General features: G+C 66.9%; 19 protein-coding genes. 9 read left to right on the forward strand and 10 right to left on the reverse strand.

Annotated features, from left to right (window positions below):
• Together ASD14_RS00005 and ASD14_RS15595 are read left to right on the forward strand one after the other, a co-directional pair.
• The coding region (locus tag ASD14_RS00005) for a TonB-dependent receptor (RefSeq protein ID WP_157474906.1) at window positions 1–2567 on the forward strand (2567 nt) is incomplete at its 5' end.
• Window positions 2568–2864: 297 nt separating this feature from the next.
• Window positions 2865–3725, forward strand: a complete 861-nt coding sequence (locus ASD14_RS15595) for a helix-turn-helix transcriptional regulator (RefSeq protein WP_235565260.1) — start codon at window positions 2865–2867, stop codon at window positions 3723–3725.
• Between the two features lie 9 nt (window positions 3726–3734).
• On the opposite strand, the gene ASD14_RS00015 is transcribed toward ASD14_RS15595, so the two are convergent.
• The 3 genes from ASD14_RS00015 to ASD14_RS00025 all read right to left on the reverse strand — a co-directional run bounded on the left by ASD14_RS00015 (window position 3735) and on the right by ASD14_RS00025 (window position 6771).
• Window positions 3735–4424, reverse strand: coding sequence for a type 1 glutamine amidotransferase domain-containing protein (locus ASD14_RS00015; RefSeq protein ID WP_056127180.1), 690 nt, complete (start codon window positions 4422–4424; stop codon window positions 3735–3737).
• Window positions 4425–4494: 70 nt separating this feature from the next.
• Complete coding sequence (locus tag ASD14_RS00020; protein ID WP_056127184.1) at window positions 4495–5526, reverse strand: aldo/keto reductase; 1032 nt, start codon at window positions 5524–5526, stop codon at window positions 4495–4497.
• A 21-nt stretch (window positions 5527–5547) separates the two neighbouring features.
• On the reverse strand, window positions 5548–6771 hold the full coding sequence (locus ASD14_RS00025) for an MFS transporter (RefSeq protein WP_056127185.1): 1224 nt from the start codon (window positions 6769–6771) through the stop codon (window positions 5548–5550).
• Between the two features lie 101 nt (window positions 6772–6872).
• Here ASD14_RS00025 and ASD14_RS00030 point away from each other — a divergent pair, with 101 nt between their 5' ends.
• Window positions 6873–7787, forward strand: a complete 915-nt coding sequence (locus ASD14_RS00030; protein ID WP_056127187.1) for a LysR family transcriptional regulator — start codon at window positions 6873–6875, stop codon at window positions 7785–7787.
• A gap of 11 nt (window positions 7788–7798) precedes the next feature.
• Here the strand turns inward: ASD14_RS00030 and ASD14_RS00035 are convergent, their stop codons facing one another.
• Complete coding sequence (locus ASD14_RS00035; protein WP_056127189.1) at window positions 7799–8722, reverse strand: LysR family transcriptional regulator; 924 nt, start codon at window positions 8720–8722, stop codon at window positions 7799–7801.
• Window positions 8723–8896: 174 nt separating this feature from the next.
• Between ASD14_RS00035 and ASD14_RS00040 the strand changes: the two genes are divergently transcribed.
• A complete protein-coding gene (locus ASD14_RS00040) occupies window positions 8897–9841 on the forward strand; it encodes an MBL fold metallo-hydrolase (protein WP_082538622.1) in 945 nt (314 codons plus the stop codon).
• A 68-nt stretch (window positions 9842–9909) separates the two neighbouring features.
• Here the strand turns inward: ASD14_RS00040 and ASD14_RS16265 are convergent, their stop codons facing one another.
• The 4 genes from ASD14_RS16265 to ligD all read right to left on the reverse strand — a co-directional run bounded on the left by ASD14_RS16265 (window position 9910) and on the right by ligD (window position 15143).
• Complete coding sequence (locus ASD14_RS16265) at window positions 9910–10401, reverse strand: hypothetical protein (RefSeq protein WP_200947010.1); 492 nt, start codon at window positions 10399–10401, stop codon at window positions 9910–9912.
• A gap of 211 nt (window positions 10402–10612) precedes the next feature.
• Window positions 10613–11452: a tetratricopeptide repeat protein gene (locus tag ASD14_RS00050; protein WP_056127195.1), complete on the reverse strand. Its 840-nt coding sequence runs from the start codon at window positions 11450–11452 to the stop codon at window positions 10613–10615.
• A 25-nt stretch (window positions 11453–11477) separates the two neighbouring features.
• Window positions 11478–12389, reverse strand: a complete 912-nt coding sequence (locus tag ASD14_RS00055) for a Ku protein (protein ID WP_056127197.1) — start codon at window positions 12387–12389, stop codon at window positions 11478–11480.
• An 18-nt stretch (window positions 12390–12407) separates the two neighbouring features.
• Window positions 12408–15143: a DNA ligase D gene (gene ligD / locus ASD14_RS00060; RefSeq protein ID WP_056127200.1), complete on the reverse strand. Its 2736-nt coding sequence runs from the start codon at window positions 15141–15143 to the stop codon at window positions 12408–12410.
• A 38-nt stretch (window positions 15144–15181) separates the two neighbouring features.
• Here ligD and ASD14_RS00065 point away from each other — a divergent pair, with 38 nt between their 5' ends.
• The 3 genes from ASD14_RS00065 (at window position 15182) to ASD14_RS00075 (ending at window position 17392) form a co-directional block, all read left to right on the forward strand.
• Entirely contained in the window at window positions 15182–15901 is a 720-nt protein-coding gene (locus tag ASD14_RS00065) for a DUF72 domain-containing protein (RefSeq protein ID WP_056127204.1), read from the forward strand.
• 111 nt (window positions 15902–16012) lie between these two features.
• Entirely contained in the window at window positions 16013–16681 is a 669-nt protein-coding gene (locus tag ASD14_RS00070) for an alpha/beta family hydrolase (protein ID WP_056127207.1), read from the forward strand.
• A 30-nt stretch (window positions 16682–16711) separates the two neighbouring features.
• Entirely contained in the window at window positions 16712–17392 is a 681-nt protein-coding gene (locus ASD14_RS00075) for a 2OG-Fe(II) oxygenase (RefSeq protein ID WP_235565261.1), read from the forward strand.
• 3 nt (window positions 17393–17395) lie between these two features.
• Here the strand turns inward: ASD14_RS00075 and ASD14_RS00080 are convergent, their stop codons facing one another.
• A complete protein-coding gene (locus tag ASD14_RS00080) occupies window positions 17396–18028 on the reverse strand; it encodes a response regulator transcription factor (RefSeq protein WP_056128672.1) in 633 nt (210 codons plus the stop codon).
• Between the two features lie 31 nt (window positions 18029–18059).
• Complete coding sequence (locus ASD14_RS00085) at window positions 18060–19214, reverse strand: histidine kinase (protein ID WP_235565262.1); 1155 nt, start codon at window positions 19212–19214, stop codon at window positions 18060–18062.
• 147 nt (window positions 19215–19361) lie between these two features.
• Between ASD14_RS00085 and ASD14_RS00090 the strand changes: the two genes are divergently transcribed.
• Both ASD14_RS00090 and ASD14_RS00095 read left to right on the forward strand, forming a co-directional pair.
• Window positions 19362–20075 (forward strand): hypothetical protein, encoded by a 714-nt coding sequence (locus tag ASD14_RS00090; RefSeq protein WP_157474912.1) that lies wholly within the window; start codon window positions 19362–19364, stop codon window positions 20073–20075.
• Between the two features lie 153 nt (window positions 20076–20228).
• Window positions 20229–21632, forward strand: coding sequence for an FAD/NAD(P)-binding protein (locus tag ASD14_RS00095; protein ID WP_056127211.1), 1404 nt, complete (start codon window positions 20229–20231; stop codon window positions 21630–21632).
• Window positions 21633–21635 lie beyond the last annotated feature (3 nt).

Raw genomic sequence — 21635 nt, forward strand, 5'->3', positions numbered from 1 at the left:
GCGGTGGAGCGCATCGAAGTGCGGTGGAGCGCATCGAAGTCCTGAAGGACGGCGCATCCTCGATCTACGGTTCGGATGCCATCGCCGGCGTCGTGAACGTCATCCTGCGCCAGAACTTCGACGGTGCCGAAGCCAACGCCTACATTGGCCAGTWCGACAAGGGCGACGGCACCCGCCAGTCCTACGACTTCACCGTCGGCAGCGCCGGCGATCGCTGGTCCGCGATGCTCGGGATCGGCTACGTGAAGGAAGAGCCCGTGTGGGCCGGTGATCGCGAGATCTCGTCGGAGCCCGTGTTCGGCACCGGCTCGGCCTTCGGCAGCACCACCTCGCCGGACGGCCGCTTCGCCTTGTGCTCGGGCGTGTTCACGCCGGGCGCCTGCTCGGTCGGCCAGACCCGTCCGGACGGCACCGGCGGCCAGTTCTCCTACAACCCGGGCCAGACGCCGGAAGACTGGCGCGTGTGGGGCACCGGTCCGAACGACGTCTACAACTTCGCTCCGGACAACTACCTGCTCACTCCGCAGGAACGCCGTTCGCTCTTCGCCAACGGCTCGCTCGACATCACCGACACCCTGCGCTTCAAGGTCACCACGACCTACAACGAACGCGTCTCCGAGCAGTTGCTCGCGGCGATGCCGATCGTGCTGGGTACCGGCCCGGGCGCCAACACCCAGTCGCGTGCGGTCTCGATCAGTGCCGACAGCATCTACAACCCGTTTGGCCAGACGGTCAGCCGCATCCAGCGCCGTGCCGTGGAAACCGGTGGCCGTTCGTTCAACCAGGACGTGTCGACCTTCGCCTTCGATGGCGCCTTTGAAGGCACCTTCGACGTCGGCGATCGTCCGCTGGACTGGGAAGCGGGCTTCTTCTGGGGCCGCAACCAGTCCAACAACGTCACCAATGGCCTGTTCAACGTCCTGGCGCTGAAGTCCGGCCTGGGCCCGTCGATGCTGGATGCCGGTGGCAATCCGGTGTGCGTCACCACCCCGGGCGACCTGAGCACGGTCATCGCCGGCTGCGTGCCGATCAACCTGCTCGGCGGCGTGGGTTCGCTGACGCCGGAAATGCTCGAATACGCCACCTTCGTGGCRCACGACCAGTTCGAGTACAAGCAGAAGACCTACTACGCCAACATCGGCGGCGAGCTGTTCGACATCGGCGATGCCGGTGCGTTCGCCTTCTCGTTCGGCCTGGAACACCGCACCGAATCGGGCTTCGACTCGCCCGACGCGCTGATCAAYTCGGGCAACACCACGGGCAATGCCCGCACGGCGACCGAAGGTGGTTACAGCGTCGACGAAGCGTACYTGGAACTGGCGATTCCGCTGCTCAAGGACCTGCCGGGCGCCCGCCTGCTCGACCTGAGCATCGCGACCCGCTACTCGGACTACAGCAACTTCGGCGACACGCTCAACAGCAAGTTCGGTTTCCGCTGGAAGCCGATCGACGACCTGATGGTCCGCGGCAACTGGGCCGAAGGCTCGGACTACAGCAACTTCGGCGACACGCTCAACAGCAAGTTCGGTTTCCGCTGGAAGCCGATCGACGACCTGATGGTCCGCGGCAACTGGGCCGAAGGTTTCCGTGCTCCGTCGATTTCGGAACTGTTCGCCGGCCTGGGTGACTCGTTCCCCACCATCGCCGACCCCTGCAACCTGGCCTCGTTCGGCAGTCTCGATCCTGCCGCCCAGCAGCGCTGCATCGCGCAGGGCGTGCCCAATGGCGGCTACGACCAGGGCAATCCGCAGATCCGCATCAACGTCGGCGGCAACCCGAACCTGCTGCCGGAAACTTCAACCTCCAAGACGCTGGGCCTGGTGTACAGCCCGAGCTGGCTGGCGGGTTTCGATGTATCGCTGGACTGGTGGCAGATCGAGATGCAGGACACCATCACGGTCGCCAGCGGGCAGACGATCGTCGATGGCTGCGTGCGCGACAACCGTCCCGAGTTCTGCCAGCTGTTCACCCGCAACCCGGGCGGTTCGCTGAACCTGACGTCCGGTCCGGTCAACCAGGGCGAACTGCTGGTCGAAGGCTACGACATGACGGTGGGTTATCGCCTTCCGGAAACCGCGTGGGGCAAGTTCAGCTTCACCTGGGATACGACGTACCTGGCCAAAAGCGAAGGCACCGCTGCCCTGACTGCCATCGGCGAGTACACGCAAAGCAACGATGGCTGGCGCATCCGTTCGAACGTAGCCACGCGCTGGGAAATGGGCGACTGGGGCGCAACCTGGAACGTGCGCTACTACGACGACCAGGACGAAGACTGCCAGGCCTTCGTCGATTACGGCTACTCGTTCCTGTGCTCGGATCCGGATCGCGTGATCGACAACGAAGATGGCGTTCCGACCGCGGCTGCGCAGAACCACATCGGCGCCACCACGTATCACGACATCAGCGTGTATTGGAACTCGCCGTGGAACGCGAAAATCACCCTGGGTTTAAACAACGCATTCGACAAGGATCCACCTCGCTCTGTCCAGGCGTTCGCGAATTCGTTCGACGAACAGTACGAGCTTCCGGGTCGCTTCTATTACATGCGCTACACGCAGAAATTCTGAGCACCACGTTGCGTCATCGACGGCCCCCGAACGGGGCCGTCGCATTCTTTTGTCCTTTTCGGGCAATCGTAACGACCGTCCCTGCACAGCCTTGATGCTGGGATTGAACAAAGCTGATTCGGTCGTGCCACCGGTCTCTCCCGGTGCCCATGGGACGGGGATTGGTCTCCCCGTCGAACGCACGGCAGCCGGTTTCCACACCGGCACAAAAGGATCACTCCGGCTCGAAGAAACCGGGTGGTCCTTTTTTTTCCCGGGACATTGGATGCAAGCGGTATCAACCCCGCTCCTAGCATCGTGCCGGTGAAAAGCGGACAACCTTGCATGAAATGGGTGCTTCACGACCAGCGCAGCTGCGCGCAAAAACCGCCTGAATTCCTGCCTGACATGTGTTCGGCTGTGCATCTCGGGCCACGCGCGTTGCCATTGCAACTGCCTTCTTCGCACATTGCCGCTTGGCTGGTGCTCCGGGGTACGTTAAACGGACAACTTGGCGACCGTCACTGGACCGTGGCCGCTCGCGAAGCAATCGTCTGGCCCGAGGGCGCAGTCAGACTTGTACCGGGCCGCAACTGCTGGGCGCTGGGCATGGTTCTTCCATTGCACGCATGGCGTAGTGGAAGCACGCGCGACGTGGAATCGCCCGTGCTCTGGCAATCGCGTGCATCGCGTGCGATTGCCTCGGCATTGATACACCTGATCCGAACACTCCGTGCGGAAGAAGACGCGGAGTTGCACGGGCACGCGGCATTGGTTGAAGCATGGGCGCACCAGGAGCCCGCGCAATCTCTACTCCATCGATGCCCTGGCCGTACGCGCCAGGCACGGCGGCGCACGCTCTCACGGCTGTTGCGCGTACACCACTGCATCCAGAATGATTTCGAGGCCGGCCTGCGACTGGACGTGCTGGCAAAGCAGGCAAACTATTCGGCGCACCACCTGGTTCGCCTGTACCGTGATGTATTCGGCCAGACCCCGAGCGATCATGCGATGACGCTGCGTCATCAGCGCGCCTGGGAACTGGTGGCGCTTACGCCGCTGTCGATCAGCGATATCACCGCAGAGCTCGGCTTCGACAGCCGCAGCGCGTTCTGTCGCGCTTTCAAGGCGCGTTATGGGGTGACTGCCACGCAAGCGCGCGAAGGTTGCCGCAGGTAGGCCGCACGGCTAGCGTCCCTGCAGCAAATCGCGCAGAGCCACACCGACGCCGCTGGCGGACTGCGGGTTCTGTCCGGTTATGAGGCGTCCATCGACAACGACTTTCGAGGTCCAGTCCGGTGCGGCTTCATGCCGCGCGCCGCGTTCGCCCAGTTGGCTGGCGAGCAGGAACGGCACCGTGCTGTCGAGCTTCACCGCGCGCTCCTCGCTGTCGGTGAACGCGCTCACGCGCTTGCCGGTGACGAGGTACGAGCCGTCGTTGAGCTTCACGTTCACCAGCGCCGCCGGACCGTGGCATACCGCTGCGACTACGCCGCCGTGTTCGTAGATGTCGCGGGTCACGCGTGCGACCGCGGGGCTGGTCGGGAAGTCCCACATCGCGCCGTGGCCGCCGGCGAAGAAGATCGCCGCGTACTTTGAGGGGTCGACGTCGTCGAGCTTGCGCGTGGTGCGGATCGCATTGCGGAATTTTTCGTCATTCCAGTAGCGCGCGTTGGAGGCGTCATTGAGATCGAGCCCGTCGACCGGCGGCTCGCCGCCCTGGATCGACGCGAATTCGACCGGGATGTTCGCGGCGTCGAGTTCGGCGAGCGGATGGGTAACTTCGCCGAGATAGAAGCCGGTCGGCTGGCCGGTATCGCCCTTGGTGCCGTGGCTGGTGAGGACGAACAACACGGGTTTCTGCGATTGCGAGGACATGGATTCACCTTGTTCGATTGGGCGCGACGCACAGTGCGTCGCGCGGGTTGCGATGACATGAAACGGGACGTCACACCGGCGGCGGATTGCGCTCGGCGAACATCCCGTTCCAGTACGGGTAATACGGATAGGGCGGCGTGACGCGGCTGGCTTCGTCGAGCGTCGCAATCTGCCCTGCGCTCAGCGACCATCCCACCGCGCCGAGGTTGTCGCGCAGCTGCGCCTCGTTGCGCGCGCCGATCAGCACCGTCGAGACCGTCGGCCGTTGCAGCAGCCAGTTGAGCGCGACCTGCGGAATCGACTTGCCGGTTTCGGCGGCGATCGCATCGAGCGCGTCGACCACGCGATACAGGCGTTCTTCTTCCACCGGCGGCGCGAAGCCGGCGGTGTCGTGCAGGCGGCTGCCTTCAGGCAACGGCTGATTGCGACGGATTTTTCCGGTGAGACGGCCCCAGCCGAGCGGACTCCACACCACCGCGCCGACGCCCTGGTCAAGGCCAAGCGGCATCAGCTCCCACTCGTAATCGCGGCCGATCAGCGAGTAGTACGTCTGGTTGGCGACGAAACGCGAATAGCCATGACGATCGGCGACCGCCTGCGATTTCATCAGCTGCCAGCCGGAAAAGTTCGAAACGCCGAGATAACGCAGCTTGCCCGCGCGCACGAGGTCATCGAGCGTGCGCATCACCTGCTCGACCGGCGTTTGCGCGTCGAAGTGGTGCAGCTGGAGCAGGTCGATGTAATCGGTGCCGAGCCGTTGCAATGCGCGGTCGACGCCGCGCAGCAGATGGTGCCGCGAAGCACCGACGTCGTTGGCGCCTTCGCCCGCGCGTAGCGTGAGCTTGGTCGACAGGATCACCTGGTCGCGCCGGCCCTTGACCGCCGCGCCGAGGATTTCTTCGGACGCGCCGTCGGAATACACGTCGGCGGTATCGAAGAAATTGGCGCCGGCGTCGAGGCAGATGTCGACAAGGCGTTTCGCATCCGCCACGTCGCTGTTGCCCCATGCTGAAAACAGCGGCCCTTTGCCGCCGAACGTGCCGGCGCCGAAGCCGAGTGCGGGCACCTTGAAGCCGGAGTTGCCGAGAAAGCGGGTTTCCATTTGGAAGTCCTCTGCGATGAATCAATCTGTGATCGCGCACGCCTGCAACGCCGACGCGGCATCGCGCTTCGTTTCGAGACGCACGCTCCACAGCACGATGGCGAGCCCACCGACGGTCAGCAGCGCTGCGAACCACGGGATTGCGCCGAGCCCGGGCCCGCGGTCGATTACCGCCGCGCCCAGCCACGCACCGATCGCGTTGCCGAGGTTGAACGCGGCGATGTTGAAGCTGGAAGCGAGGCTCTCGCCCGCACCCTGCGCCTGCTGCAGCACCCGCAGTTGCAGCGGCGCGACCGTGGCGAACGCCGCGGCGCCGAGCAGGCCGGTGAACAGCACCGCCGCAACCGCGTTGTGCAGGGCGAACGTCATCGCACCGAGCACCAGCGCGAGCAACGCAAGCGAGCCGACCAGCGTCGGCAGCAGGCGCCTGTCCGCGAGTTTTCCGCCGACGAGATTGCCCACGATCATGCCGACGCCGAACACCAGCAAAATCGGCGACACCGCGCTCTCGCTGAAACCGCTGATGCGGGTGAGCATCGGCTGGATGTAGGTGAACACCGCGAACACGCCGGCGTAGCCGAGCACCGTCGCCGCCAGGCCGAGCAACACCTGCGGGCGCGCGAGCACCTTCGCTTCCTCGCGAATGGCAATCCCGCCGTGGTCGCCATCGTCCTTCGGCACGAACGCAGCAATGATCGCGGTCGCCAGCACGCCGATCGCCGCCACCGCCCAGAACGTCGCGCGCCAGCCGAAGTGAAGGCCCAGCCACGCACCCGCCGGCACGCCGAGCAGGGTCGCGACGGTGAGGCCGGTGAACATGATCGAGATCGCCGAGGCCTTGCGATCGGCGGCGACGAGGCTAGTCGCGACCACCGCGCCGATGCCGAAGAACGTGCCGTGCGCGAGTGAAGTGAGCACGCGTGCCGCCATCAACACTTCGTAGTTCGGCGCGAGCGCGCAGGCGAGGTTGCCGAGGGTGAAGATCACCATCAGCTCGACCAGTGCCGCCTTGCGCGGCAGCCGGCTCGTCGCCGCCGTAAGCAGGGGCGCGCCGACGAACACGCCGAGCGCATAGCCGGAGATCAGCAGCCCGGCCGAGGCGATGGTCACCTTCAGGTCGGCCGCGACCTGCAGCAGCAGGCCCATGATCACGAACTCGGTGGTGCCGATGCCGAAGGCGCCGATGGTCAGCGCGTACAGCGCGACGGGAATGCGGGCCGGGACGGAAGCCGTGGAAGCCGACATGGCGAAGCCTCGGGGAAGGACGGCGGCCAGTCTGTGCCGTTGCGCCTTCGCCAAAAACCGGGCATATCTGCAAACACTTTCAATATTGCGTTGAGAAAGGCATGGACCGGATCGGCGACATCGCCCTGTTCCTGCGGGTGCTGGACCTGGGCTCGATCAGCGCGGCTGCGCGCAGCCTGGACCTGTCGGTGGCGGTGGCTAGCCAGCGCCTGAAGCGGTTGGAGCGCGACCTCGGCGTGCGCCTGCTGCACCGGACCACCCGCCAGCTGCACCCCACGCCCGAGGGCCTGCTGCTGGCCGAGCAGGGCCGGGTGCTGGTCGAGGACCTCGAATCGCTCGCCGACGGCCTGCGCCGCACCGGCAGCGGTGTCGCCGGCACGCTGCGGGTGACGATGTCCTCGACCTTCGGTCGCCTGTACGTGTCGCCGCTGCTGCCGGAATTCCTCGCGCTGCATCCGGGCGTGCGGGTGAGCGTCGACCTCAGCGACCTCAAGGTCGACCTGGTGAGCGCGGGCATGGACCTCGCGATCCGCATCGGCGCGCTCGACGATTCCACCCTGGTCGCGCGCCAGATCGCCAGCAACAAACGCGTGCTGTGCGCGTCGCCGGAGTACCTGCGCGAACACGGCGAACCGCGGACGCCCGTCGACCTCGCGCAGCACGAATGCCTGCTGCTCGTCGGCAGCCAGGGACGCCAGGACGTGTGGCGCCTGCAGGACCACGACAAGGAAGTCGCCGTGCGCGTCAGCGGCCGCCTCGAAAGCAACCAGGGCGAACTGCTGCGCGACGCCGCGGTCGCGGGACTCGGCATCGCGCTGCATTCGACCTGGCACGTCAACGGCGACCTGCGCGCGGGACGACTGCAGATTGTGCTGCCCGACTACCCGCTCGCCGATACCGGCATCCACGCGGTGATGCCGCAGCGCCGGCTGGTGCCGCCACGCGTGCGCGCCTTCGTCGACTTCCTCGCGCACAAGCTCGGTGGCGTGCCGCCGTGGGAACGCGAACGGCGCTGAACCACGGGCGGTTATCGCGCCAGCGGCCTCTGCAGCAACCGGTCCCACTCGGGCTCCTCGCCGAAACGCGCGGCGAGGAAATCGAGGAAGCTGCGCACGATCAGCGGCATCTGCCGCCGCGATGCGTAGACACCATGGATGCCCATCGTGTCCAGCGCGTACTCCGGCAGCACGACGACGAGCTCGCCCGCGGTGATCAGCGGCGCGACGAGATAGGTGGGCAGCATCGCAATGCCGGCATGCGCGCGTATCGCCTGCAGCAGCACGGTGGCTTCATTGGCGCTGATGTTGCCGCTGACAGCCACCGATGCGGTTTCGCCACCGCGTTGCAGATGCCAGAGGCTGCGGCCGACGTAGTAATGCGTCAGGCAGTTGTGCGTGGCGAGGTCTTCGGGTGTTTGCGGAATCGTGTGCGCCTCCAGGTAGGCCGGCGATGCGCACAGCACCGAACGGCACACCGACAGCCGGCGCGCGATCAGGCTCGCATCGACTTCGCTGCTGATGCGTATCGCGAGATCGATCCGCTCCTCGACCAGGTTCACCGCACGATCGACCAGCAACATGTCGACCGCCGTGCCGGGATAGCGCGCGACGTAGTCGGCCACGGCCGCGGCCATGTGGCTCAGGCCGAACGAGGTGCTGCACGTGATGCGGACCTGGCCATGAGGCGCGTCCTCGGGATCGACCAGCGCCGCGCGCATGTCCTCGCCGAGTTCGAGGATCGCGCGGCAACGCGCCAGCGCGACTTCGCCGGCAGGGGTCAGGCTGATGCGGCGGGTGGTGCGGTGGAGCAGGCGCGCGCCCAGCCATGCCTCCAGTTCGACCAGATAGCGCGACACCATCGCCCGCGACATCGACAGGGCGTCGGCCGCCGCGGTGAGACTGCCGCGATCGGCGACCTGGACGAATACGTTGATGGCCGTGATCCGGTCCATTCGCTCGGGCTTATTTGCTCGATCTGCGCAACAGTTAGTCGACTTATACGGGGTTTTTAAGCTGTTTTCATGCGCCTATGGTGGCTCGGTGCCGGCGATCCGCGCACGACGTGCGCCACCCATCCCTCGTCCGCAGCGGCCACTCCTCCCTCGCGGGCCCATCAGGAAACCACCATGAAGAACCCTGCCTTGCGTGTCGCCATCGCCACTGCCGTCGCCATCGGCGTAACCGCCTGCGGCCGGGACGCTCCCGCACCTGCCGCGACGACGACGCCCACCGCAGCCACGCCGGCTTCCGCCACGCCCGTCGCACAGCCATTGAAGGCCGAGGTCTACAACCCCGGCGCGAACGGCATCTTTCCCGTGTCCTCGACGCTGGTGACCGGCGCGCAAGACGCCGTGCTGATCGATGCGCAGTTCTCGACGGTCGACGCGCAGGAACTCGTCGACCGGATCAAGGCGTCGGGCAAGCACCTGACGACGATCTACATCAGCCACGGCGATCCGGATTTCTACTTCGGCCTGGAACCGCTGGTCGCGGCCTTCCCGGACGCGAAGGTCGTTGCGACGCCGCAGACCATCGCGCACATCCGGGAAACCTCGGCCGGCAAGCTGCAGTTCTGGGGACCGAAGCTGGGCGCAGGCGCGCCGGGCAGCATCGTGACGCCCCAGCCGCTCGCGGGCAGCAGCATCGACCTGGAAGGCAATGCGCTGGAGATCGTCGGCCTCGATGGTCCATCGCCTGATCGCAGCGTCGTCTGGATTCCGTCGATCAGCACCGTGGCCGGCGGAATTCCCGTCTTCGCCGGCGAACACGTGTGGATGGCCGACACGCAGACCGCGCAGTCGCACGCGGACTGGATCGCCACGCTCGACCGCATCGCTGCGCTGAAGCCGCAGGCCGTGATCCCGGGCCACTTCATACCGGGCTCGCCGCAGGACCTGGAGGCGGTGCGCTTTACCGCCGATTACATCCGCGCGTTCGACGAGGAAACCGCCAAAGCCAAGGATTCCACTGCGCTGGTCGCGGCGATGAAGCAGCGCTATCCCGGCCTCGGCGGCGAGTCCTCGCTGGAGCTGAGCGCCAAGGTCGCCAAGGGCGAGATGAAATGGCCATGACGATGTCACCGGCAGCGGGCGCGGATCGCATCGCGTCCACCGCCATCCTCCACTACATCTACGACCCGCTATGCGGCTGGTGCTACGCCGCCGCACCGCTGGTCGACGCCGCGCGTGCGATTCCGGGCCTGGCCATCGCCCTGCATGCGGGCGGGATGATGAGCGGCGCCAACCGGCGCCGCATCGATGCACGCTGGCGCGATTACGTCATACCGCATGATCGCCGTATCGCACAAATCAGCGGACAGCCGTTCGGCGACGCGTACTTCGACGGCCTGCTGCGCGACACCTCGGCGGTGATGGATTCCACGCCGCCGATCACGGCGATCCTCGCCACACAGCAGTCGTCGGGCCGCGGGCTCGACATGCTGCACCGCCTGCAACGCGCGCATTACGTCGAGGGACGACGCATCACGGACGTGTCGGTGCTGAGCGAACTGGCGGCGGACGTCGGACTGGATCCGGTGACATTCAACGCAGCGATGCAGGCTGTCGCCGGCACGGCAACCGCGCGGCATATCGATGAAAGCCGCGCGCTGCTGTCGGAAGTGGGTGGACATGGTTTTCCCACGTTTGCGTTGCAGGTGCCGGACGGGGACCGGTTCGCGCTCGACATCGGCCCCTGCCTGGGCAAACCCGAAGCATGGAAGCAGCACCTGATCGAGGTGATCGGCGGCGCAATCCCCTGCCCATCAACGCGGCCGGCGCGACGTGTGGGCCCGGCAGCTGCGAGATTCGATAAAGGACGACGCGGCGCACTGGCGCCGGTCGCTATTCCTTCGTCAATCGCCGGTACTGCGACATATGCCGCAGCGCCTGCCGCGCCTCGCCCTGCTCCTCGTACAGCAACGCGAGGTTGTAGTGGCCGTCGGCGAGATCCGGATCGGCGCGCAACGCGGCTTCGTATTCGGCGATCGCCTCGTCCGCGCGTTCGAGGTCGTCGAGCAGCACGGCCAGGTTGAAGTGCAGCAGCGCGGTATCGCCGCGATCGGTATGCGTTCGCTCCGAACGCGTGATCGCGAAAGCATCGCGGTAGGCGACCTCCGCTTCGTCGTAGCGTTCGAGTTCGTGCAGCAGGCGGCCGAGGTTGATGCGCGCATCCAGTCGCGTCGGGTCGGCGGCGATCGCGCTTTCGTAGGCGAGCACCGCCTGTTCGGCGTTGCTGCGTTCGAGCGCGACGCCCTGCGCGTTCCAGTTGACGTTCTCCGCCGTGGCCGGCGGCGGCACGGCCTCGATCACGCGCAGCGTGCCCTGCGCCGGATCGCCCTCGAACGACAACAGGTACTGGCCCGACTCCGCCAGCCAGCGGCTCGCGCCTTCGCGCACCACGACATGGTCGGCGAAGGCACCGATGCTCAGTCCCGACAACGGCATTTCCTCCGGCAGGCGTGCACGCAACTCGCGCAGTGCGCGCAGGATCCGGCGGTGCGGGATCTTCGCCGACGACAGCGCCTGCGCGGTGCGCAGCACGATCAGGTCGCGGAACGAAAACAGCAGCGCGTTGCGCGGCCCGCGCCGTGGCGTGACGAAACCGGCGGCAACGAGCGAGCGGATCGCGCCGCGCGAAAGCCGCAGCAGCTTCTCGACGTCGCGGACGCCGTACTGGTCCATGCGAAGTGGCCCTTCCGCTCGCCCGCTATTTCGTCCGCTTCGCGGCCTTGCGCTTGGGTGCGGGGGCTGCTTCCTCTTCCGCCTCCAGCGCCTGCACGCGCTTGGCGGGCTTGCGCGCCGACTTCGTCGCCGCCGCGGCTTTCTTAGCCGGCGCCGCACCGCCGCCTTTCTTCTCCAGGCTCGCGCGCAGGGCTTCCATCAGGTCGATGATCTGCGCGCCGCCTTCGGGTTCCTCGGCCAGCGTGATCTGCTCGCCTTCGACCTTCTGCTGCACCGCGGCCTCGATGCGCTCGGCAACGTCGTCCTTGTACTGCGTGGGATCGAACGTGTTGGAACTTTGCGAGTCGATCAACTGCTGCGCCAGTTTCAGCTCGGCGTCGCGCACGTCGGTGCGCGGGATGTCGATGTCGCTGATCGAACGGACTTCGTTGTCGTACAGCAGCTGCTGCATCACCAGGCCGTCCTCGACCGGGCGGATCATCACGATGTAGCTCTTGCCGCGCGTGGCCCAGTGGCCGATCGCGCAACGCTTGGATTCGCGCAGTGCCTTGGCGAACAGCGCGTACGGCTTGGCACCGCCCTTGTCGGGGGCGAGGTAGTACGCCTTGTCGAAGTACACCGGATCGATCGCCGCGATCGGCACGAACTCGACGATGTCCGCGCTGTGCGTGCCCACTTCCTCGAGTTGCTTGAGCTCCTCGGGCGTGAACATCACGTACTGGTCCTTGGCGAATTCGTAGCCCTTCACGATCTCGTCGCGGCCGATCGGGATCTCCTCGCGCGCGCACATCGTCTGGTAACGCACGCGCGAACCGCATTTGCTGTGCAGCAGGTTGAAGGAAATGCCGCCCTTGGATTCGGTGGCCGAATACAGCTTCACCGGAATGGCGACGAGGCCGAAGGAAACGGTGAGTGACGCGATCGAACGTGCAGCCATGACTGCTTCTCCGATGACTCAGGCCTTGCCGCCCTTGAGGGCCCGATCGAGGTCCTGTTTGCGTGTGAGCGCATCGCGCCAGCGATCGCCCGTGCGTGTGAGCCGCTTTATAACACTGGTCATGCGGAAGTCGAGTGGATGCGCGGAGGCCAGTTCTTCCCACGTCAACGGCATCGAAACCGGTGCGCCGGGCTCGCCGCGGGGCGAGTAGGCGACGTTCAAGGTCTTGCCGCGCACGTTCATGTTGTGGTCCATGAAAATTTTTCCACTACGCTTGGGGACAGACCACTCCATCGTGATCTCCCGGGGCCGCTGCCGCATGAGGTGCCGGCTGACCAGTTCGGACACGTGGCGGGCGGTATCGAAGTCGATCGTGCGCCTGATCGGGACAAAAACATGCAAGCCGGTCTTGCCCGAAGTCTTCACGATCGGCTCCAGCTTCATGCCCAGCAGCAGCTCGCGCAGGGCGAAGGCGATCTCCTTGCCCTTCTCGAAGGCGATCGTGTTGAGTTCCGGTTCCGCGCCCGGCGCTTCCTTGCCCGAATAGATGTACGGATCGATGTCGAAGACGACGTAGTCGGGACAGTTCAGCACCGAGGCTTCGAGCGATTCCAGCGAGGTCGCGTAGTCGGTGGATTTCGATTTCGCATCCGCGTCGACTTTCGCGCGCGAATGCCAGACGTGGAATTCGAGCGTGCCCGACTGCGCCAGCCACAGCAGCGTGGGCAGGTTGTTGCACAGCAGGTAGTTGTGGTGCTCGTCCTTGCTTTCGGAGAACACGGTGACGGATTCGACGAAGTCGGGCCGCGCCTGCTCCCAGTGCTTCTGGAAGAAGCGCTGCCCGGTGATGCCGTCGGGCATGCGGATCATGGTGAGGGGGCGGTCGGCGATGTGCGGCAGCATCAGCGGCGACACCTGGGCGAGGTAGCGCAGCAGGTCGCGCTTGGTGAGCGCAGGCTGCTGCAGTGCTTCGTTCGCCGGCCAGTACACGCGGTCGAGATTGGACAGCCGGATGCGGTGCGTGCCGACCGCGAGCTCGAAGGCGTTCTTCGTCGTGCCGTCGAGCGCCGCGACGACCTCGTCGATCACGACGTCGCCTCGCGGCGAAGGTGGCGCGGCGCGTGCGGAGCGGCGTTTCTTCGTCGCGGCACCGGAATGCGAGGGCACTTCCCTGCGCACCGTCTTCGGATCGATATCGTCGCGCAACCGCTGGAACACGGGCGCGCGCAGCGAGCCGTCGTCGGTCCATTCCTGGAAATCGACTTCGGCGACGAGTTCCGGTTTAACCCACGTCACCGGCGCATTCACTTCCGGCTTGCTCGAGAACGGGCAGCTGCGCGTATGCAGCGGCTCCAGCCGCGCCAGCACCTCCTGCAACGCGCGGTCGTTGAAACCGGAGCCGACATGCGAGGCGTAACGCAGCCCGTCGCCTTCCCAGTAGCCGATCAGCAGCGAGCCCAGCGCGCCGCGCGAACCCTTGCCCTTGGTGTAACCGCCGATCACGAGGTCGGCGCTGTGGGTGGGCTTCACCTTCAGCCACGCGGGCGAGCGCTTGCCGGCTTCGTACCTGCTGTCCTTGCGCTTGCCGATCACGCCTTCGAAGCCGCTGGCCAACGCGGCCGCATGCAACGACTCGCCGTCTTCGTCCGCGTGCACCAGCTGCACGAGCGCGGAGGGCATCAGGCATTGCGCGAGGTAGCGGCGACGCTCGTGGTACGGACGCGCGCGCAGGTCGAGGCCGGCGAAATACAGCAGGTCGAAGGCGAAGAACAGCGTCGGCACATTGCGGTCGGCCGTTGCGATGTCGACAGGCGACTTCAACTGGAAGCGGTTCTGCAGCGCATTGAACGAAGGCTTGCCGTCGGCGCCGAGCGCGACGATCTCGCCGTCGAGGATCATCGTGCCGCCACCGGCCTGCTGCCGCAGTTCCTCAGCGAGCCGCGGAAACGTGTTGGCGAGTTCCAGCCCGCGCCGGGATCGCAATTGCACCTTGTCGCCATCGACGAAGGCCAGCACGCGATAGCCGTCCAGCTTGGGCTCCCACATCCAGCCGGCATCCTGGAACGGCGCATCGCCGAGTTCGGCCTGCATCGGTTCCAGCTTCGCGGGCATCGCGGTGGCATCGCCGACCGGCACCAGCTGCGAAGCCGGCATGCGGTGCACGGGAAAGCTCCGCATGTCCTTCACGGCGACACCGGACAGCACGGAGCGATCCTGCTGCGTGACATCGGCGGCAGAAATGAAGCGGTCCTTGTGCTTGATCAGCAGCCAGCTCTTCTCGTCCTGCTTCGTCCGTACCAGCGCGAAGGAGCCCTTGAGCTTCAGTCCGCGCAGCTGCAGGCTGAGCTTGCCGCCGACGAGGCCTTCGCGCACGCGCTGCTGCGCCTGCTCGCGATCGTGGAACCACACGCCGTCTTCATCGGGGCTGTAGACGCCGCAATCCCAGACGATCACCTCGCCCGCGCCATACTGCTTCGGCGGAATCACGCCCTCGAACGAGGCGTAGTCGTAAGGATGGTTCTCGACGAACACCGCCATGCGCTTGTCGGCGGGATCGAGCGACGGCCCCTTCGGCACCGCCCACGAGAACAGCACGCCGTCGCACTCGATGCGGAAGTCGTAATGCAGCCGTCGCGCGGCATGTTGTTGCACCACGAACAGCAGCGGCCCGCCGCGATGCGCGGGTTCGGCCGGCGCCGGTTCCGGGGTGGCTTCGAATCGGCGCTTGGCGGAATATTCGCTGAGCTTCGCCATCTCGCTGGGTCACCTTCGCAGGCTCGAGGAGCCGGACCATGACAGCACAACGATTGTTGGCAGGTGCGAGCGGCTATTCCTTCAAGGAATGGAAGGGCAGCTTCTATCCCGAAAAGATCAAGCCCGAGGACATGCTCGCCTGGTACGCGCAGCGCCTGCCGACGGTGGAAATCAACAATACCTTCTACCAGATGCCCAAGACGTCGGTGCTGGAGCACTGGGCCGCGGTGGTGCCGGACGGCTTCCGCTTCGCGATCAAGGCGCCGCGGCGGATCACCCACGATGCGCGGCTCAAGGCTGATGCGGCGGCCGACTCGGTGGCGTACCTGTACCAGGTGCTGGAAACGCTGGGCGACAAGCGCGGGCCGGTGCTGTTCCAGTTGCCACCGTTCCTGAAGAAGGATCTGGTGCGGCTGGGCGAGTTCCTGCAATTGCTGCCGGAAGGGCATCGGGCCGCGTTCGAGTTCCGCAACGACAGCTGGCACGACGATGCGGTCTACGCGCTCCTCGAGGATGCGCAGGCGGCGTTGTGCCTGTCCGAACGCGAGGACGACAAGCCGCCGCCGCTGGTCGAAACCGCATCGTGGGGCTATCTGCGCCTGCGGCTCGAGGAATATTCGGATGCGGATTTCGCGCAGTGGTCCGAACGGATCCATGCGACGAAGTGGGATGACGTGCATGCGTACTTCATGCACGAGCCGACGGCGCCAGGTTACGCGCAGACCCTGCTGCGGATCGCCGGTGGAACCGCTTTGTAGCGCCTGCGTTCCCCGACATGGCACCCGAGGCTTCGCGGCGCAGCGATGATGCGCGGAGGAAGAAGCAACAGCGCACCGGGCTGGCCCGGCGCTACAGAACGCGGAGGCGACATGCACGAAGAGATGCTGACGATAGCCACCGGCGATGCATCGGTTTCCGCATTGTTGCTGGCACCGCCCGACGCGCGCGCCTGCTACGTGCTCGCGCACGGTGCGGGCGCGGGCATGACGCATCCGTTCATGGCCGCTTGCGCGCAGGGGCTGGCCGCGCGCGGCATCGCCACGTTGCGTTACCAGTTTCCGTACATGGAACGCGGCTCGCGCCGCCCGGACGCGCCGGGCGTCGCCCACGCCGCCGTGCGCGCGGCAGTCGCGGAAGCCACGCAACGCTTGCCTGAACTGCCGCTGTTCGCGGGCGGCAAGTCCTTTGGCGGCCGCATGACGTCGCAGGCGCAGGCCGCTTCACCACTGCCGGGCGTGCGTGGCCTCGCGTTCCTCGGCTTCCCGCTCCATCCGGCCGGCAAGCCGTCGGATGAACGCGCCGCGCACCTGTCCGATGTCGAGGTGCCGATGCTGTTCCTGCAGGGCAGTCGTGACGAACTGGCTTCGCTCGACCTGCTCGAGCCAGTGGTGGCGAGGCTGGGCGCGAAGGCGACGCTGACCGTGTTCGACGATGCCGATCATTCCTTCCACGTCCCGGCGCGCAGCGGTCGCAAGGATGCGCAGGTGCTGGCGGAAGTACTCGACATGCTGGCCGGATGGCTGGCGCGCCACGCGTGACGGGACGCGCATTCGCACAAGCGTAATGTGGTGGCGGATCCGGCACAGCGTGGTCATCCGATGTTCCTCGCCGATCGACTGCCGCTTGCGGCGCGCACCGCGCCATTCCCGTTGCTGGTGGCATCGGGCATGCTGGAGTCGGTGCACGCCGATCGCCTGCGCGCCGACTTCCCGCGTTATGGCGAAGCGGGTTTCTTCCCCTGGAACGCGGCGGACTGCGGGCCGTCGATCAATACCCTCGTGGCCGAACTCACCGCGCCGGCAGTGGCCGACGCGATCGGCCAGCGCCTCGGCGTGGAGCGCCTGTCGCAATATCCGCCACTGGTGACGCTGTGCCGTTCGCTCAACTCGCGCCACGGCAGCATCCACACCGACAGCCAGTCGAAGATCGCCACCGCGTTGCTGTATCTCAACGCGGAGTGGCCGCACGGACCGGCGGGATCGCTGCGTTTGCTCGCGCAGCCCGCCGACATCGCATCGCAGGTCGTGCCCGAGATACTGCCGGTGTACGGCAACTTCGTTGCATTCCGCCGCACCCGCAATTCGTTCCATGGCCACCTGCCGTTCGAGGGCGAGCGACTCGCGCTGCAGGTCGCCTGGCTGGCCGATGCCGCGGCGCATGCGCGCAAGACGCGGCGCGGCAATACGTCGCGCACGCTGAAGAAGCTGCTCGGCGGGCTGGATCGCTGGTGGAAGCGACGCGCCGCCTGAACTTCAGATCACGCGCAGGGTGATCGCCTTCAGCACCGCGCGCGTGCGGTCGCGCGTCTCCAGCTTCTCGAGGATCACCGACACATAGTTCTTCACCGTGCCTTCGGCGAGGAACAGCGAGCGCGCGATCTCCTTGTTCGAATAGCCGCCGGCCAGCAGGCGCAGGATCGCGACCTCGCGCTCGCTGAAGCGTTCCTTCGGCGCGTCCTGCGCATGGAACTGGTAACGCGCGCGCACCGCTTCGGTGCTCACCGGCTGCAGCAGGGTTTCGCCGCGCGCGACCCGATCGATGGCGTTGCGCAGGTCCTCCGGCGCGGCATCCTTGAGCAGGAAACCCTGCGCGCCGGCTTCGGTGGCGCGCAGCAGCAGGTCGCTGTCGTCGAAGGTCGTGAGCAGCAGGACTGGCGTTGCATCGCCACGCGCGCGGAGTGTCCGCAGCGCCTCGATGCCGTCCAGGCGCGGCATGCGGATGTCGCTGAGGACGACGTCGACGCGCTGGGTGGCGAGCTGTTCGAGCAGATGCACGCCGTCATCGGCTTCGAAGGCGATCTCGATGCCCTGCCGTTCCAGCAGCGCGCGCAGGCCGGCGCGCACCAGCGCCTGGTCGTCGGCGAGAGCGATGCGCGGTGTGCTCATGAGCGGCATGGCCTTTTCAGAAGTCTGCAGCTCACAGCGGCAGGCTCGCATCGATGCGCAGTGCGCCGCGAGCCGTCGTCGACAGCATCAGCGTGCCGCCCGCCGCGGCGAGGCGTTCGCGCATGCCGGACAGGCCGTTGCCTTCGCGCAGGTCGCCGCGTACGTAACCGTCGTCCTCGACGTTGATCGCAAGGCGCTCGCCATCGCGATGCAGGCGCACACGCACGGTCTCGGCGTCGGCGTGGCGCGCGCTGTTGGTCAGCGCTTCCTGCACCAGGCGCAGCACGGCCTCCGCTACCGCCGGGTCGCTGATGTGCACGTCCTCGCCGATCACCAGCTGCAGCGACGGTCGCGGCATCGGCGCGGCAAGCGCGCGCAGGGCGGTGCCGAGGTCGAGTCCGCTGGAGTCGCGCAACGCATTCACCACGCTGCGGATGTCGCCGAGCAGTTCCGCCGACATCTGCTGCGCGACCGCGAGTTCGCGACGATCTGCAAAGTCAGGGTCCGAAGCGAGCGCGCGCAGGTTGAGCGTCAGCGCGGTGAGCTTGTGCCCGGCCACGTCGTGCAGTTCGCGGGCCACGCGCAGGCGTTCGGCATCGCGCGCGGAGTCGGCAAGCAGCGCACGCGTCGCGAGCAGGTCGGCGTTGACCAGTACCAACTGGTCGCGGGCGCGCTCCGCGGCGGTGGCGTAGTACGCGCACATCGCGGCGAAGGCCTGGAAGCCGCCGTACATCGCGACCATCACCAGCGGCGCCGGGTGTTTACCCGCGACCAGGATCGCGTATACGAGCGCATCGACGAACAGCACAGCGCCGAGTGCCTGGCGCGACGCCCACGCCGCCGAGATCTGCGCCGTCCACACCACCAGCAGCACCTGGGCCGTGCCGATGCGCGTATCGAGCCAGACCAGCAGCAGCGCCGCCGCGGCTTCGATCCACAGCAGCGCGGTCGAGAGCGCGCGCTGTTGTTCCCCGACGATGCCGCGGCCGACCATGGCCAGCAGATAGGCGACCAGCAGCGACCAGCCGGCTACCTGCATGTCGTCGCGAAGCCAGCGCAACGACAGCGCGACCGCGAGCCAGGTGAAGATGCCGGCGATATGCAACGGATGCAGCAGCGTGCGCAACCGTTCGCGCAGCGGCATCCCGCGGCGATGCGGCATCAGGGGAAAGGACGGCTGCGACATGGCGCCATGCTGCGGGCCGGGCGCGGCAGAAACAATGCCGTTTGGCGAAGAAGTGACTTCCGGCACGCCATCGCGATGACCACGGGCACTGCGAGCGTCCTGCGCGCGAACGGAAGCTGCATCCATATCCTCCACGGAGCCGCCGCCATGACGTTCTATCCCACCCTGGTCGCCACCCACGCCAGCATCGGCGTGCTCGCGCTGGCCGCGTTCTGGAGCGCCGCGTTCCTGCGCAAGGGCAGTCCGTTGCACCGCCGTGCCGGACAGTCCTACCTGCTGGCGATGACGGGCATCGTCGCCACCGGCTTGCCGATGGCCGTGTATGCATGGCTGGTGCGCGGGCAACCGGTGACCGGCGCCTTCCTCGCCTACCTGCTGGTGATCACCGGGACCGGCGTGTGGATTTCGTGGCGTGCGATTCGCGACAGGGCCGATGTCGCGAAGTACACCGGACCGGTGTACGCGGCTTTCGCATGGCTCTCTCTGGTCAGCGGCATCGCCGTGCTCGCGCTCGGATTGCGCGTCGATGCACCACTGCTCACCGGATTCTCGTTGGTCGGGCTTTTCACCGGCGTCGACATGCTGCGCAAGCGCCGCCATCGCGAACGACTCGCCGCGCAACCGCGCTGGTGGCTGGTCGAGCACTACACCGGAATGATCGGAAACGGCATCGCCACGCACATCGCGTTCCTCGGCATCGGCCTGCCGCGGCTGCTGCCGGCGATCGACGGCACGGTGCTGCATTACAGCGCGTGGTTCGGGCCGCTGTTCGTGGCGGTCGCGGTGAAGCTGGTGATGGACCGCCGCTGGAAGCCGCGACGCATGGATATCGCTGCCAATGCAGCGGCCATCGCACGTTGAGCGAAGTCCGCGTTCGTACTGCGTGAAATATCGCCCGCGCATAAGCATGTGCCGAAATGCATTGGCCGATCGCGTCGCGAATAACCTGCGGTTTACCAATGCGCCGCGGGCGATCGATGTAATGGCGCCGCCCTTCGCAGCGGAGCCAGCAACATGCGCATCACCATCGTCGGTGCCGGATTCAGCGGTAGCGTGCTCGCCATCGAACTCGCCCGCAATGCCGCCAGCGGCGTGGACGTGTGCCTTGCCGGCGTCGCCGGCAATTACGCGCGCGGTGTCGCGTACGGCGATGCACGGCCCGAGCACCTGCTCAACGTGCGCGCGCGCCAGCTCGGGGCGACGGCGGACTATCCCGCCGACTTCGCCGACTGGCTGAGCCTGACCGAGAAGGCGCGCGACCGCTTCCTGCCGCGCCTGGTGTACGGCGAATACCTGCACGCGCGGCTGCATGCGGCGGCGGAAATATCGCAAGCCTCGCTCAGTCGCGTTAAGCAGGAAGTGATCGCGATCGAGCGCGCCGGCAACGGCTTCCGCGTGCACCTGGCCGATGGCGGCGCGTTCGCCAGCGACCAGGTCGTGCTCGCGGTCGGCGCGTTGCCGCCGCAGGCGCTGACCGGCGTCGGTCCGCGGCTGGCCGTGCATCCCAGCTACATCGGCTGGCCGTGGCAGGATCGCGCGCTGGAGAACGTCGATGCGAACGCGCGCCTGCTGATCGTCGGCACCGGCCTCACCATGGCCGACGTGGTCACGACGTTGCGCCGCCGCGGCCATCGCGGGCCGATCACCGCGCTATCGCGACACGGGCTGCTGTCGCGCGCGCATGGCGACGAACCCGCGCCGCCCGTCGCATTGCCACCCACCGTGTTACAGGCGTTGCATCAGCACGACCTGCGCGAAGTGGTGCGCGCGCTGCGCACGCTGTCGGCGATCGTGCCCGACTGGCGCAGCCTGGTCGATGCGGTGCGCCCGCACGCGCAGGCGTTCTGGCGCGGCCTGCCAATGGCCGAACGCGCGCGTTTCCTGCGGCACCTGCGCCCGCATTGGGAAGCGGCGCGCCATCGGCTCGCGCCATCGGTCGCCGTGGACATCGAAGCCTTGCGCGCGACTGGCCAGTTGCGTATCCGCGCAGGCCGCCTGCTACGCGCGCGCCGCATCGACGGCGCGGTGAACGTGTCGATCCGCGACCGGGGCAGCAGCGAGATCCGCAACGAAACCTGCGACGTGCTGATCCGCGCGACCGGCCTGGACACCGACTTCGAGCACACGCCCGATCCGCTGATGGCGAACCTGCGTGAATCCGGATTGCTGGCGCCCGACCCGCTCGGACTGGGCGTGATCACCAACGACCGCTTCGAAGCGATCGCGCGCGATGGCCGGCCGGTGCGCGGCCTGCATGTGCTCGGTCCGCTGCTGCGCGCGCAGCTGTGGGAAATCACCGCGGTGCCCGAACTGCGCGTTGCCGCGCGTGCGCTGGCGCGGCAGTTGCTGTCTTCCGGATGGCTGGCAACGCCGGCCGCGGCTGCCATTGCGATGCCGTCGCGGCGGGTGTCGTTCTAGCCG

Source organism: Lysobacter sp. Root494 (assembly GCF_001427225.1).
Taxonomy (GTDB): Bacteria; Pseudomonadota; Gammaproteobacteria; order Xanthomonadales; family Xanthomonadaceae; genus Agrilutibacter.